At 68.6% G+C, this 13501-nt stretch carries 12 protein-coding genes and 1 pseudogene; 3 read left to right on the top strand and 10 right to left on the bottom strand.

From position 1 onward, the window contains the following. Nucleotides 1–4 precede the first annotated feature (4 nt). From ALSL_RS07795 to ALSL_RS07785, 3 genes are all read right to left on the bottom strand, one after another. Nucleotides 5–841, bottom strand: coding sequence for an alpha/beta hydrolase (locus ALSL_RS07795; RefSeq protein WP_126538014.1), 837 nt, complete (start codon nt 839–841; stop codon nt 5–7). Between the two features lie 66 nt (nt 842–907). Then, nucleotides 908–2302 (bottom strand): sensor histidine kinase, encoded by a 1395-nt coding sequence (locus ALSL_RS07790; protein ID WP_126538012.1) that lies wholly within the window; start codon nt 2300–2302, stop codon nt 908–910. Continuing rightward, the gene (locus tag ALSL_RS07785) at nt 2295–2969 is read right to left on the bottom strand and encodes a response regulator (protein ID WP_126538010.1); all 675 of its coding nucleotides are present in this window, start codon (nt 2967–2969) and stop codon (nt 2295–2297) included. Before ALSL_RS07785 ends, ALSL_RS07790 begins: the two co-directional genes overlap by 8 nt. Before the next feature lie 133 nt (nt 2970–3102). Between ALSL_RS07785 and ALSL_RS07780 the strand changes: the two genes are divergently transcribed. Both ALSL_RS07780 and ALSL_RS07775 read left to right on the top strand, forming a co-directional pair. Further along, on the top strand, nt 3103–5316 hold the full coding sequence (locus ALSL_RS07780) for a M1 family metallopeptidase (protein ID WP_161970941.1): 2214 nt from the start codon (nt 3103–3105) through the stop codon (nt 5314–5316). After that, entirely contained in the window at nt 5316–6215 is a 900-nt protein-coding gene (locus ALSL_RS07775; RefSeq protein ID WP_126538008.1) for a hypothetical protein, read from the top strand. Before ALSL_RS07780 ends, ALSL_RS07775 begins: the two co-directional genes overlap by 1 nt. An 8-nt stretch (nt 6216–6223) precedes the next feature. Here the strand turns inward: ALSL_RS07775 and ybeY are convergent, their stop codons facing one another. The 7 genes and pseudogenes from ybeY to ALSL_RS07740 form a co-directional block, all read right to left on the bottom strand. After that, nucleotides 6224–6736: an rRNA maturation RNase YbeY gene (ybeY, locus tag ALSL_RS07770; RefSeq protein ID WP_126538006.1), complete on the bottom strand. Its 513-nt coding sequence runs from the start codon at nt 6734–6736 to the stop codon at nt 6224–6226. Further along, nucleotides 6726–7742: a PhoH family protein gene (locus tag ALSL_RS07765; protein ID WP_126538004.1), complete on the bottom strand. Its 1017-nt coding sequence runs from the start codon at nt 7740–7742 to the stop codon at nt 6726–6728. The genes ybeY and ALSL_RS07765 overlap by 11 nt, the downstream gene beginning before the upstream one ends. Next, nucleotides 7739–8230 (bottom strand): GNAT family N-acetyltransferase, encoded by a 492-nt coding sequence (locus ALSL_RS07760; protein WP_126538002.1) that lies wholly within the window; start codon nt 8228–8230, stop codon nt 7739–7741. Before ALSL_RS07760 ends, ALSL_RS07765 begins: the two co-directional genes overlap by 4 nt. Next, nucleotides 8227–9564: pseudogene (gene miaB / locus ALSL_RS07755) on the bottom strand (tRNA (N6-isopentenyl adenosine(37)-C2)-methylthiotransferase MiaB); the annotation flags it as partial. The pseudogene miaB and the gene ALSL_RS07760, both read right to left, overlap by 4 nt. A gap of 46 nt (nt 9565–9610) precedes the next feature. After that, the gene (locus tag ALSL_RS07750) at nt 9611–10864 is read right to left on the bottom strand and encodes a lipoprotein N-acyltransferase Lnb domain-containing protein (RefSeq protein WP_126537998.1); all 1254 of its coding nucleotides are present in this window, start codon (nt 10862–10864) and stop codon (nt 9611–9613) included. Between the two features lie 40 nt (nt 10865–10904). Next, nucleotides 10905–11753: a CorC family transporter gene (locus tag ALSL_RS07745; RefSeq protein WP_126537996.1), complete on the bottom strand. Its 849-nt coding sequence runs from the start codon at nt 11751–11753 to the stop codon at nt 10905–10907. 73 nt (nt 11754–11826) lie between these two features. Then, the gene (locus tag ALSL_RS07740) at nt 11827–12279 is read right to left on the bottom strand and encodes a DUF2147 domain-containing protein (protein WP_126537994.1); all 453 of its coding nucleotides are present in this window, start codon (nt 12277–12279) and stop codon (nt 11827–11829) included. Between the two features lie 138 nt (nt 12280–12417). On the opposite strand from ALSL_RS07740, the gene apbC reads away from it, so the two are divergent. Further along, nucleotides 12418–13500, top strand: coding sequence for an iron-sulfur cluster carrier protein ApbC (gene apbC / locus ALSL_RS07735; RefSeq protein ID WP_126537992.1), 1083 nt, complete (start codon nt 12418–12420; stop codon nt 13498–13500). The last annotated feature ends 1 nt before the right edge of the window (nt 13501 follow it).

The following is a 13501-nucleotide window of genomic DNA, read 5'->3' as shown; positions in this document are numbered from 1 at the left end:
ACCTTCAGGCGGCCAACGGCGCGCGTGTTTCACCGCTGATGGCATCGAAAAACGCTGCCGAGCGTTCGGCCAGCAGACTCCGCTGCCGGTCGATGGTGATCATGTGATAGCTGTCGTCCAGCACCAGGAAATCGGTCGGCGCGCGCACGCCGCGCAGCACCCGTTCGGCATTGCGCAGGCTGGCGACGTCATCCTCGCGGGCGTGCGCGACCAGGCAAGGCGAGATCACCCGATGCAGGCGACGGCGCACGTGCGTGGAGAGCTTGTACATCTCGGCCAATGCGTGCCACGGATTACCCGGCAGGCCGGCGGCGGTGCTGTCCTCGCCCTGCATGGCGGCCACGATCCGTCCGCGCAGCTGTTCGTCACGGATGCCATAGGGCGGCTGTTCCATGAATACGCGTGAGCGGCCGATACCGAGCCGCTTGAACATCGGCAGAAGACAGGCGAGGCGGCTGGTGCGCGGCATGCTCCAGCCGTCGTAGCGGAAAGTGACGCCGTAGACGCCCACGCCGGCGATGCGTTCCCGCCATTCGGACGCGAGCTTGAGCGCAAGCAACGCGCCCATGGAAAGCCCGCCGACGAACAGCTTGTCGACCCGCGACGCCATGCGCTCGGCGGCTGCGTCGACGCTGGCGTACCAATCGCGCCAGCCGGTGGCGATCAGGTCTTCCATGTCGCCGCCGTGGCCGGCCAGTTGCACGCCGTGCACGGTGTAGCCGCGCCGGTGGAGTGCCTTGGCCAGGATGCGCATTTCGTTGGGCGTGCCGGTGAGGCCGTGGATCAGCAGAACGCCGTGCGGGCCGCTGCCTTCCAACCAGAAATCGGCTTTGCGTATCACGATGGAATCGATCCGTTGATCAAATACATGAGGGGCAATGTCGCAGGCGACTTTTTCAGACGGCTTTCAAGGCGAGGTGGCCGCAGCCGGGGGCGGGAAACGGACGGTGACCTTGAATCCACCCGCCTCGCTGCGGCCGAAAGTGACCTGGGCGCCATGCAACTGGGCGATCTGCTGCACGATCGCAAGGCCAAGCCCCGTGCCTGGGCCTTCGTGTCCGGGCACCCTGAAAAACCGCTCGCCGAGCCTGGGCATCAATGCTTCGGGTACGCCCGGGCCATCATCCTCCACCACCAGCTCCGCGCCGCCGTCGGGGCATGGCCCCAGGCGCACCGTGGCGCTTCGCCCAGGGCCGGCATAGCGCATGGCGTTGTCGATCAGGTTGTCCAGGAGTTCCTGCAGGGCGTCGGCATGGCCCTGGATGTGCAGCGGCTTATCCGGCCCCTGGTAACCTAAGTCAAGGCCCGCATGTAGGGCCTCGGGTACGCGCAGCGCCACCATGCCAGGCACCTGCGCGGCCAGATCGAGCAGCGGCAGTTCGCTGCCGTTGGCCAGGCGACTCTGCGCGCGCGAGATCGCCAGCAGCTGGTTGGCGATGCGCGTGGTGCGCTCGGTGAGCCGCAGGATGTGGTGCAGGGCGTCCTTGGTGTCAGCCGGATTGGCCAGGGCGCGTTCGGCATGCAGCCTGAAACCGGCCAGCGGCGTGCGCAGCTGATGGGCGGCATCGGCCAGGAAACGCTCCTGGGCCTGCATGGCGCGCTTGAGGCGTGCGAACAAGAGGTCGATGGTGCGGGTGAGCGGCAGGATCTCGATCGGCACATCCTCGGCGGTGATCGGCTCGAGTTCGTGTTCGCGCCGGCGCAGCCTTTCAACCAGCGGGTTCAGTACCTTGAGGCCATGATCGACGCCGAACCAGACCAGCAGCAGCACGCATACGATGAGCAGCGACTGCATGGGAATGCTCAACAGCAGGATGTCGCGCGCATTGCGATGCCGGCTTTGCAGGGTTTCGCCGATGCTGATGGTGATGACGTCGCCCGGATCGTCGGGCGCGGGCATGCTGTAGGCGGCCACGCGCAATAGATGGTGTGGGGTTTGTACGTCGTATAAAGACGGTGCTTGCCCAATCGATGGTCGAATATTGAAAAAGCGACCATGGCCATCGAGTAGCCCGCGTTTACGACTCACGATACTGAAATGATTATGGCCATCCGGGTCGTATTCGATCAGAAAACGTACCTCTGGAGACAGTTCGCTCTGGATGCCGTAACGACGGATCATCTGTGCAACAGTCAAAACTTCATCGGCCAGATCCTTGTCGTGCACCCGGTTGGAGTAGGCGAGCGCGCCGGCGTAGGTGATCACCGCATCCAGCAGCAGAAAGACCAGCATCGGTACCAGCAGGAACAGCAGCAGCCGCCGGCGCAGGCTGGGCGGTTGCAGGGGGGCGGGACTACTCATCCTCGCCTTCTTCGAGCAGGTAGCCGAGGCCGCGCACGGTGCGCACCCGTGCGCCGCTGCCGGCGAGCTTGCGGCGTAGCCGGTGCATGGCGATGTCCAGCCCGTTGGGCGTCATCTCCTCGTCCCAGTTGCACAGCGCCTCGGTCAGCTGTGCGCGACTGGTGACCCGGTTGGGACGGCTGGCCAGCGCCTCGATCAGGCCGAATTCGCGCGGCGTCAATGCGAGCGGGCGATCCTCGATCCAGGCCATGCGGCCGGGCAGGTTGAGGCGCAGGCGGCCGATGCGGATCTCCGGCACGCCGCCGCTCGCGGCCCGGCGCAGCAACGCCCGCACGCGGGCCTCGAATTCGGCCAGCGCGAACGGCTTGACCAGATAGTCATCGGCGCCGATGTCGAGCACCCCGACGCGCTCGTTGAGCCCTTCGCGGGCGGTGATGACCAGCACCGGCAAGCCCGTTCCGCGGCGGCGCAGCCGGGCCAGCACCTCGCGTCCGTCCAGCCCCGGGAGGCCCAGGTCCAGTATCGCCAGGTCATAGTTGCCGTCCTTGAGGGCGTGGTCGGCCAGGCTGCCGTCGTCGATGCGATCGACCGCATGGCCGCTGTGCTCGAGCGCGCCGCCGATGGCAGCGGCAATCGCGGGGTCGTCCTCGACGATGAGAATGCGCATGGTGAAACCTGCAAAAGATGGCCGTGTTCAGCACAGACCATCGGCCGGCCGAAAAGTTGCCTGCCGCGCCTTGCCTTGTCCAGCCGCACCTGGCGTATGCTCGCGCGGGTCTTTGCGGTACAGGGGAATGCGCATGCGTGCTGTCGTCATCTGCCGCCGGTCGGCGGTCGTGGGGCTGTGGCTTGCCTGTGCCGGGGCGGCGGGCGTTGCGTGGGCCCGGCAGACCGTTTCCAGCGTGGCGCCGGTCGCTGCCGCTGCCGTGGCACCCGTCGCCGAGCTCCCGCTCGCGCCTGCCGATGCGGCCGCGGTGCGGGTGCCGAGCGCGCCGATGGCCTGGGGCGGCCCGCGCACCGGCAGTGAGCCCACCCTGTCCGACCGCGTGGTCGACTATCGCATCAGTGCTGAGCTCGATGCCGGCAAGCATGCGGTCAGCGGCAAGGAGCGTCTCATCTGGCGCAACCGCAGCGAGGGTCCGGTCGGCAGCGTCTATCTGCACCTGTACCTCAACGCCTTCCGCAACGAAGGCAGCACCTTCTTCACCGAGCGCCGCGTGCTCACCGCGCACGGCCGCTCGCGCGGCGTGGCCTCGCTGAAGAAGGGCGAGTGGGGCGGGATCGATCTCGCCTCGGTGAAGCAGGGCGACAGCGCGCTGAAGTGGACTTTCGTGCATCCGGACGGCGGCCCGGCGTCCGACCAGACCGTCGCGCGCGTCGATCTTGCGCAACCCGTGCCGGCCGGCGGCACGCTGACGCTGGACATCGACTTCCTCAGCCAGTTGCCGCGCGTGGTCGAGCGCACCGGCTGGTGGGGTGACTTCAACCTGGTCGCGCAATGGTTTCCGAAGATCGGCGTGCTGGAGCTGGCCGGCGAGCGCGGCGCCACCGCGCCACGCTGGAACGTGCACGAGTTCCACTTCAACAGCGAGTTCTACGCCGACTTCGGCCGTTTCGACGTCAGCCTGACCGTGCCCAGCGACTACACCGTGGGCGCGGTCGGCGAACTGCAGGGCACAGCTCGATCTTCCGGCGGCAAGACGACCTATCGCTACGTGCAGGGCGACGTGCACGATTTCGCCTGGGTGGCGGCCAAGGGTTATCGATCGCTGGACGGCCATTGGCAGGGGCCGGGCAGCCCGCCGGTCGCCGTGCGCGTGCTGTATCCGCCCGAATACGCCGGCAGCGCGGCGCCGCAGCTCAAGGCCAGCACCGATGCGCTGACGTATTTCTCCGACACGCTGGGGCCGTATCCGTATCGCACGCTCACCGTGGTCGTGCCGCCGTACAACGCGGAGGAAGCCGGCGGCATGGAATACCCGACCTTCTTCACCACCGAGGGCTACGCCCGGGTCGAGCCGGGCACGCTCAACCAGTACATGTCCGACTTCGTCACCATCCACGAGTTCGGCCACGGGTACTTCTACGGCATCCTCGCCTCCAACGAGTTCGAGGAACCGATGCTGGACGAGGGCCTCAACGAATACTGGGACCAGCGCATGTTGCGCGCACGCCGTCAGGGCATCGTGCTCGCCACACCGCTCTTGAAAACGCTCGGTTTTGCGCCGGAACTGGAAGGCTTTGCCATGGAGCGCGCCGGCGCACAGCTTTCGCAGCCGGCCGATCCGCTCGGCCAGAACGCCTGGAACCGGCTCTCCAGTTCCAGTTACGGCACGGTGTACTCGCGCACCGCGACGATGATGCACGACCTCGAGGAACGCCTCGGCAAGGCAAGCCTGGAGCGGGCTTTCAAGGCCTACTACGCGCGCTGGAAGTTCCGCCATCCGTCGGTGGCCGACCTGCGCGCCGTGCTCGAGGAGGTTTCCGGCCAGCCGCGCGAGGTCGACCGCCTGTTCGAGCAGTACGTCTACGGCACCGCGCACATCGACGATCGCCTCGCCGGCATCGATGTCGAGGAAGTCCTGCCCGTCGCCGGCAAGGGCGGCGTTGCGGAGGATAGCCAATCGCTGGCCAAGCGCATCGCCGCACAGCGCGAGGCCTGGCGGAAGGCGCATCCGAACGCCAAGCCGGACGAAGGTCCGTTCCCGTGGCGCAGCACGGTGACCGTCATGCGCGCCGGCGCGCCGGCGCCGCAGCTTCTGCGCGTGAACTTCAGCGACGGCCATCATCAGGACGTGCGCTGGGACGACGAGCGGCGCTGGGCGCGCTTCAGCTTCACCGGACCGAGCAAGGCGGTGTCGGCCGAGCTGGACCCCGAGCGCAAGGCGTATCTCGATGCCGACAAGCTCAACGACAGCCGTACCGTGCGCGCCGACGGCAGCGCCTCGCGCCGCTGGAGCGCCGACGCCGCCGCGCTGCTGCAAACCTTCTATACCCTGCTGGAGACCCTGTGATGAGACACGCGACGGCTCGGCGCGCGGGTGCTGCGGCAGGGTGGCGATGGGTATGGCGGACATCCCTGTCGTGGCGGTTGCTGCTGCTGTGGACGGTGCTGTCGCTGGCGCCGACCCTGGTGGTCGCGTTGCCGTTCTGGCAGGGGCTGCGCGGCCTGCTCGATCACGCCGTCCATGCCGATGATTGGGCGCGGCATCTGGATGGCCTGGTCCTGGCCGATCTGGTCCACGGGCTTGGCGAAGGCGCGCCCTGGCTGCGCGGCGCCGGTCTGGCCGCGACACTGCTCGCCTTGCTGCTCGCGCCGTTGCTGGCCGGCATGATGGTGGCGGCCGGGCGCGCCGAGCGCACGTTGAGTCTCAATCAGCTGCTGCAGTGTGGCGTGATCGAATACGCCCGCATGTTCCGTCTGGCCCTGGTCGCCTTGCTCCCGTATGGCCTTGCGCTCGCCCTCGTCGCGGCGCTGGCGGCGATGGCTGATGCCCAGGCCGCGCGGGCGGTGCGCGAAAGCCAGGCCGCCTGGGCGGATCGTGGCGCTTTCGCGCTCGGCGCCCTGGTGCTGTGGCTGGCTCACGCATGGGTGGAGTCGGCGCGGGCGGCCTTCATCGCCGATCCGCTGCTCGGCTCGGCCATCCGTGCCCTGCTGCGTGGCGCCGCGCAGCTCGGCGCGCGGCCCTTGGCCACGCTCGGCACCTATCTGGGTCCGACCGTGCCTGCCGTGATCGTGGCGCTGGCGCTCGGCGTGCTGCGCCTGCATGTGCCGCCGCTCGGCGTCGGCGGCTTCGTGCTGGCGTTCCTGTGCACCCAAGCGCTGGTGGCCGTGCTCGGCTGGGGACGCTTCGCCCGGCTGCTGGCCCTGGCCCGCGTGGCTCGTCCGATCGCGCGCGGGTCGCTGCGCTGAAAAACGCCTCAGTCGTCCGCGTACGGGTCGGCGATGCCGAGGCCTGAGAGGATGCGTTTTTCCAGGGCTTCCATGACTTGGGCGGCGGCGGCTTCCTCGTGGTCATGGCCCAGCAGATGCAGCACGCCGTGCACGGTGAGGTGGGCGAAGTGATCGCGCGGGCGCTTGCCTTGCGCCTGCGCCTCGCGCATCACCACCGGCGCGCAGAGCGCGAGGTCGCCGAGCAGCGCGAGGCGCAGGCCCGGTGGCGGCTCGGCGGGAAACGACAGCACGTTGGTGGGATAGTCCTTGCCGCGGAAACGGGCATTGAGCGCGCGGCCTTCGTCCGCATCGACGAGACGAATCGCCACCTCCGCGGCTCGGCGGTGCCCGGCGCCGTGCAGCGCCGCCTGCACCCAGCGGCGGAAGCTCGCCGGCGCCGGCAGGCCGCGGCGCGGCACGCCGTAACTCAAGTGCACCTGCAGCCGCGGCGCACGTGGTGACGGGGCGCCGGCTTTAGCTGCGCCGTGGCTAGTCGGCATGCCGGGCGGATTCGGCAGGACGTGTGGCGGCTGCCGGCGCGGCCTGCTCGAAGGCCTCGTAGGCGCGCACGATCTTGGCCACCAGCGGGTGGCGCACCACGTCGCGCGCGGTGAAGAAGGTGAAACTGATGCCTTCGACGCCACGCAGCACCTCGATCGCATGGCGCAGTCCCGAACGCACGTGGCGCGGCAGGTCGACCTGGCTCACGTCGCCGGTGATCACCGCCACCGAGCCGAAGCCGATGCGGGTCAGGAACATCTTCATCTGCTCGACGGTGGTGTTCTGCGCCTCGTCGAGGATGACGTACGCATCGTTGAGCGTGCGGCCGCGCATGTAGGCGAGCGGGGCGATCTCGATCACGTTGCGCTCGATCAGCTTGGCGACCTTCTCGAAGCCGAGCATCTCGTACAGCGCGTCGTACAGCGGACGCAGGTACGGGTCGACCTTCTGCGAGAGATCGCCGGGCAGGAAGCCGAGCTTTTCGCCGGCCTCCACCGCCGGACGCACCAGCAGCACGCGCTGCACGCGGTTGGCTTCCAGCGCCTCGACCGCGCTCGCCACCGCGAGGTAGGTCTTGCCGGTGCCGGCCGGGCCGACGCCGAAGTTGATGTCGTGGGTGGCGATGGCGTGCAGGTAGCGCGCCTGGTTCGGGCCGCGGCCTTTGATCACCCCGCGCTTGACCTTGATCACCACGTCCTGCGTGCCGGCGGCGGCCTCCTCGACCGCGGCGTCGATGCCCGCCTCGGACAGGTGCAGGTGGATCCGCGCGCCGGTCAGCGCCTCCTGTTCGGTGGCGGCGTAGAGCGTACGCAGCACCTGCTCGCCGGTGTGGGCCGCGGCCTCGTCGCCGATCACCCGGAACAGGTTGCCGCGGTGGTCGATCTCCACGCCCAGGCGCAGTTCCAGCTGGCGCAGGTGTTCGTCGAACGGTCCGCACAGATTGGCGAGACGGGCGTTGTCTTCCGGGTCGAGAGCGAAATCGCGTTGGGTGGGTGTGGCGTTCATAGGTATCGGTGCATGACGTAGACGTCGGTCGGCCCATGCACGGCGTGGCGGAAGGCGCCGGGCACGCGGCCGACGATCGCAAAACCGTGGCGCTGCCACAGCGCGACCGCCTTGGTGTTGGTGGCGACGACGAAGTTGAACTGCATCGCGGTGAAACCGGCGCGACGCGCCTCGTCCATCGAATGGAGACACATGGCCGAGGCGATGCCCTGGCCGCGCGCGGCGGCGGCGACCATGTAACCGGCGTTGGCCACGTGGTCGCCAAGCCCCGGCTGGTTGGGCTTGAGCACGTAGCAGCCGAGCACCGTGCCGTCGCGCTCGGCGACATAGGTGCGTGCCGGCGGCGTGGTCCAGGCGGCGCGCGCGGCGGCGAAATCCATGTCCGGCGGAAAACTGTAGGTGTCGCCGCCGGCAATCACCTCGCGGAAGACCGGCCACGCCAAGTCGAAATCCTTGGCGTCGATCGCGCGAATGTTAAGTTCGCTCATGAGGCGAGTGCGAGGGCCTCGACCGGCAGCCGGCCACGCAGCGAATTGCTCATCGCAGCGGTGATCTCGACGTCGACGAAGCGGCCGACCAGCCCCGCCGGGCCGGGGAAGTTCACGTAGCGCATGTTCTCGGTGCGGCCGGTGAGCTCGGCTGCGTTCTTGCGGCTCGGGCCTTCCACCAGCACGCGCTGCACGGTGCCGACCATGGCCTCGTTGATCCTGCGCGCGTTGTCGTTGAGCTTCGCCTGCAGGCGCGCCAGTCGTGCGTGCTTGACCTCGGCCGGGGTATCGTCGGGCAGGTTGGCCGCCGGGGTGCCGGGGCGGGCGGAAAAGATGAAGGAAAAGCTCTGGTCGAAGCCGACCTCGTCGATCAGCCGCATCGTTTTCTCGAAATCCGCCTCGCTCTCGCCGGGAAAGCCGACGATGAAATCAGAGCTGATGCAGATGTCCGGACGCACCGCGCGCAGCTTGCGGATCTTCTGCTTGAACTCGAGCGCGGTGTAGCCACGCTTCATCGCCGCGAGGATGCGGTCCGAGCCGCTCTGCACCGGCAGATGCAGGAAGTTGGCGAGCTTCGGCACGCTGGCATAGGCCTCGATCAGCGAATCGGAGAACTCCAGCGGATGCGAGGTGGTGAAGCGGATGCGGCCGATCGATGGGATCTGCGCGATGGCATGGATCAGCACCGCCAGGTCGGCGATGCCGCCATCGTGCATGGGGCCGCGATAGGCGTTGACGTTCTGGCCGAGCAGGGTGACCTCGCGCACGCCCTGGTCGGCGAGCGTGGCCACTTCCACCAGCACGTCGTCGAACGGACGGCTGATCTCGGTGCCGCGGGTGTAGGGCACCACGCAGTACGAGCAGTACTTCGAGCAGCCTTCCATGATCGAGACGAAGGCGGTCGGGCCTTCCGCGCGCGGCTCGGGCAGGCGATCGAACTTCTCGATCTCGGGGAAGGACACGTCCACCTGCGCCTTGCCGGTGGCGTGTCGTGCCTCGATCAATTCCGGCAGGCGGTGCAGCGTCTGCGGGCCGAACACGATGTCCACGAACGGCGCGCGCTTCAGGATCGCCTCGCCCTCCTGGCTCGCCACGCAGCCGCCGACGCCGATCACCACCGGCCGGCCGCCGGCCTTGTGCGCCTTCCAGCGGCCGAGCTGGCTGAACACCTTCTCCTGCGCCTTCTCGCGGATCGAGCAGGTATTGATCAGGATGACGTCCGCCTCGTTCTCGTCGGCGGTCAACTCCAGGCCGTGCGAGGCCTTGAGCACCTCGGCCATCTTGGCCGAGTCGTACTCGTTCATCTGGCAGCCGTGGGTTTTGATGAAAAGCTTGTGGGCCATGAAGGGGCGATCGGGCAGTGGTGCCGAACGGGCCAGTTTACTCGCCGATGCCGCCGGCTGCGACCGCAGCCGGACGCCGGGTGAGCCAGGCCAGCGCCAGCCAGCACGGCAGCGCGAACAGCAGCCAGGGCTGATTCTGCTGGCCCGGACCGGGCAGCAGATGCAACAGCACGGCGATCAGCGCGGCGACCAGCTGCAAGGTCAGCGCCGTCTGCGCCAGGCCGGTCGGGGCAAGGCCGCGGCGCACACGCCAGGGCGTGGCCAGCAAGGCCAGCGCCAGCGGGCTGAACAGCAGGATATTGGCATTGGCCCAGGCGGCGCGATGCGCAGTCAGCGTCCACAGCGCGAGCAGCAGCACGCCGACGATACCCGCGGCGAGCAGGTACAACGTGGCCAGCACGGCGAAACCGGTGGGCCAGCGGCGCCGCGCCAGGAGCAGCAGCGCGGCCAGTGCCAGCCCGGCGAGCGCCAGGGGTGGGCGCAGGTCTGGCGGTTCGTCCGCCGCCGCGATGCGGCCCGCCGCCAGCGACGTCTCGGCGCGCACCAGCGCCATCGGGGCGCCGCTCGGGCCGGGCAGGGCGATGGCGCGCAACTGTTCGGCCAGGACCTGCGGCAGAAAGCTGGCCTGCCAGGCATCGAGCGGGCGATCGGCGTAGGGACCGAGCCCGAGATCGAGCAGCAGCATCAGCGCCGGCTGCGCGCGCATCAGGCGGTCGGTCTGCTGCCGGTAAGTCGGCCCGCCCGGACGGGCCGCGAGCGCCCGATGCAGCGCGCCGCCGAGCGCACGGTCGAGCGCATCGCGCACCCGCGTGGTGCAGTTGTCGGTGAAGTAGTCATAGGCGTAGCGGGCGTTTTCCGGGCGCAGGTTCCACAGCAGGAAATCCCGCAGGCCCGCGGCCTGGGCCGCATCGAGGGCCAGCCGCTGGCGCAGCACCGAGCGGCCTTCGTCGCGATAGTAGGCGATGTCCTCGTCGCTCGGCACCGCGTCCATGCGGTAGGTCATGCGGCCGCGGGCGAAGTTGAGCAGAAAGCCGCTTTCGTCGAAATCGAATACGCCGTAGTTGAAGTTCACCGCCTCGCCGCTCATGCGGTCGCGCAGTTCGATGGCGTCGTGGCCGAAGCGTTCCCAGTAGGTTTCGCCCGGCCCATAGGTGATCAGCGAGACCTCCAGCGCCGTCCCGGGAGCATCGGCGATGCCCGCCCGGATCAGGCCGGTGAACAGCAACAGACACCCGGCGAGCCCCAGTCTGCCGACGCAGGACAGAAAAGGGCGGCGGCGCGGCCGGTGCATGGCGCCGCCACCGGCCCGCCCGGCCGGGTGCCGGCCCGCGTCATTCATGGCGGGTGTGGCGGCTCACCTTGAATTGGTGCACGCGGCGATCGTCGGCCTCGGTGACCTGGAACAGGAAACCCTCGAGCACGATTTCCTCGCCCACCTCGGGCAGATGACCGAAGGCGGCGGTGACCAGGCCGCCGACGGTGTCGAACTCCTCGTCGGAGAAGTGCGCGCCGGTGGCCTGATTGAACTCGGCGATCGGCGTCAGCGCATCGACGGTCCATTCGCCCTGGGCGCCGGCGTGGATCAGCGCCGGCTCCTCGTCGTCGTGCTCGTCATCGATCTCGCCGACGATCTGCTCGAGCACGTCCTCGATGGTGATGAGCCCGGCCACGCCGCCGTATTCATCCACCACCAGCGCCATGTGGTTGCGTGAGCGGCGGAACTCGGCCAGCAGCACGTTGAGCCGCATCGACTCGGGAATCAAGACCGCGGGTCGCAAAATGGTGTGGATGTCGAACGGCAGCTCGCGGGTGATGACCCGCAGCAGGTCCTTGGCGAGCAGGATGCCGAGAATCTCGTCCTTGTCCTCCCCGTGCACGGGAAAACGCGAATGGCCCGACTCGACCACTGTGGCGAGGATTTCCGGCAGGGGCGCATCGGCCGCCAGCATGACGATCTGCGCACGCGGCACCATCACGTCGTCCACGCGCAGTTCGGTGACCTTGATCGCGCCCTCCACCATGGCCAGGGTTTCGTTGGAGAGCAGACCGTTGGCGTTGGCGGCGCGCAGTTCCTCGATCAGTTCTTCGCGGTTGCGCGGTTCGCCCGAGAACAGATGGCCCAGTCGGTCCCACCAGGATCGGTGCGCCGGGCCGCCATGACTGGCGGAGTCGTCATTCATCGGTCGGGGAGAAATCGAGCCATAGATGCCGCACGAGTCTAGCGTAAGCGCGTGCGGCATATGATTCCTGGCCTTACTCGCGCCGTTCCCACACCTGGGTGCGGCCGAGCAGCGAGAAGCCGATATAGCCGCGCACCTCGAGCTTGTCGCCACCCTCGATGGGCTTGAGCTTGACCTTGTAGACCTTGCCGCTCTTGGGGTCGAGGATCTGGCCGCCGCTCCAGGTATCGCCGTCGCGCTTGACTCCCCACAGGATCACCATGCCTTCGATCGGCTGGTTCTTGCGTTCCCCCTCGCAGGCGCTGCACACCGGATGCGGGCCCTGTTCCGAGGCCAGCACTTGCAACACCTTGCCGCGCAGCTCGCCGTCGACGTCCTCGATCTGGACGATCGACTTGGGCCGATGGGTCTCATCGTCGATGGTGGTCCAGGTGCCCACCGGGGTATTGCGGTCGACCGCGTGGGCGAGCGGCAGGCAGAGCAGCAGGCCGAGGCCGGCGAGCAGCGGGATGGATGCGCGTGTCATGGAACCCCTCCGTACGTGATCGTATGGTGTTGCGAGCCTCGCCGCGGTGTTGCCTTGCGGTCAAGTTGCATTGCGCCATGCGCGGTGCCCGGGTGCGGGTCGCTGGCATAATGACAGGTTCGCAAATGCAGGTGACGCATGACGCAGACGCATGAAACCGCGGTACGCCGGCTACTCGGCGAGGTGATCGATCCGGCCACCGGCGCGCCGCTCGCCGGTGCGATTCGCGCGATCGGCGTGGATGGCGCGCGGGTTTCGGTCGATCTGCTGCTCGGCTATCCGGCCGCCGGTGTCGCCGACGCGCTGGCCGCGCAGGCGCGCGCGGCGCTGGAGGCCGATCCGGCCATCGCCGCGGCGACGGTGTCGGTCGCCTGGCGCGTGCAGCCGCACAAGGTGCAGGGCACGCTGACGCCGCTGCCCAACGTCAAGAACATCCTCGCGATCGCCTCCGGCAAGGGCGGCGTCGGCAAGTCCACGGTGGCGGCCAATCTCGCGCTCGCGCTCGCCGCCGAGGGCGCGCGCACGGGCGTGCTCGATGCCGACATCTACGGCCCCAGCCAGCCGCGCATGCTCGGCATCGCCGGCCGGCCGCAATCGCCGGACGGCAAGAGCATCGTGCCGATGAGCGCGCACGGCGTGCAGGCGATGTCGATCGGCCTGCTGGTGGATGAGGACGCGCCGATGATCTGGCGCGGACCGATGGTCACCCAGGCGCTGATGCAGCTGCTCAACGACACCCGCTGGGACGCGCTCGATTACTTGCTCGTGGACCTGCCGCCCGGCACCGGCGACATCCAGCTCACGCTGGCGCAGAAGGTGCCGGTGGCCGGCGCGGTGATCGTCACCACGCCGCAGGACATCGCCCTGCTCGATGCCCGTCGCGCGCTCAAGATGTTCGAGAAAGTCGGCGTGCCGGTGCTCGGTGTCATCGAGAACATGGCCACGCACGTCTGCTCGCACTGCGGCCACGAGGAACCCATCTTCGGCGAAGGCGGCGGCGCGCGCATGGCCGGGCAGTACGGCGTTGCCTATCTCGGCTCGCTGCCGCTGGACATCCGCATCCGCGAGCAGGCCGACGGCGGCACGCCGACGGTGGCGGCGATGCCGGCCTCGGACCTGGCCGCCCGCTATCGGGAGATCGCCCGCCGTACCGCCGGCCACCTCGCCCTCACGCCGGTCAACCGGACGCTGGGGCCGCTCAAGGTGCAGGGCACGCCATGAC

Origin of the sequence: Aerosticca soli, assembly GCF_003967035.1 — a bacterium.
GTDB lineage: Bacteria > Pseudomonadota > Gammaproteobacteria > Xanthomonadales > Rhodanobacteraceae > Aerosticca > Aerosticca soli.
This window is presented reverse-complemented; position numbering and strand designations above follow the sequence as displayed.

Bases quoted from the DNA above. Each gene is read 5' to 3' on its own strand.
- ALSL_RS07790 (WP_126538012.1), bottom strand. From the start codon at position 2,302: ATGAGTAGTCCCGCCCCCCTGCAACCGCCCAGCCTGCGCCGGCGGCTG.
- ALSL_RS07785 (WP_126538010.1), bottom strand. From the start codon at position 2,969: ATGCGCATTCTCATCGTCGAGGACGACCCCGCGATTGCCGCTGCCATC.
- ALSL_RS07780 (WP_161970941.1), top strand. From the start codon at position 3,103: ATGCGTGCTGTCGTCATCTGCCGCCGGTCGGCGGTCGTGGGGCTGTGG.
- ALSL_RS07775 (WP_126538008.1), top strand. From the start codon at position 5,316: ATGAGACACGCGACGGCTCGGCGCGCGGGTGCTGCGGCAGGGTGGCGA.
- ybeY (WP_126538006.1), bottom strand. From the start codon at position 6,736: ATGCCGACTAGCCACGGCGCAGCTAAAGCCGGCGCCCCGTCACCACGT.
- ALSL_RS07765 (WP_126538004.1), bottom strand. From the start codon at position 7,742: ATGAACGCCACACCCACCCAACGCGATTTCGCTCTCGACCCGGAAGAC.
- ALSL_RS07760 (WP_126538002.1), bottom strand. From the start codon at position 8,230: ATGAGCGAACTTAACATTCGCGCGATCGACGCCAAGGATTTCGACTTG.
- ALSL_RS07750 (WP_126537998.1), bottom strand. From the start codon at position 10,864: ATGCACCGGCCGCGCCGCCGCCCTTTTCTGTCCTGCGTCGGCAGACTG.
- ALSL_RS07745 (WP_126537996.1), bottom strand. From the start codon at position 11,753: ATGAATGACGACTCCGCCAGTCATGGCGGCCCGGCGCACCGATCCTGG.
- ALSL_RS07740 (WP_126537994.1), bottom strand. From the start codon at position 12,279: ATGACACGCGCATCCATCCCGCTGCTCGCCGGCCTCGGCCTGCTGCTC.
- apbC (WP_126537992.1), top strand. From the start codon at position 12,418: ATGACGCAGACGCATGAAACCGCGGTACGCCGGCTACTCGGCGAGGTG.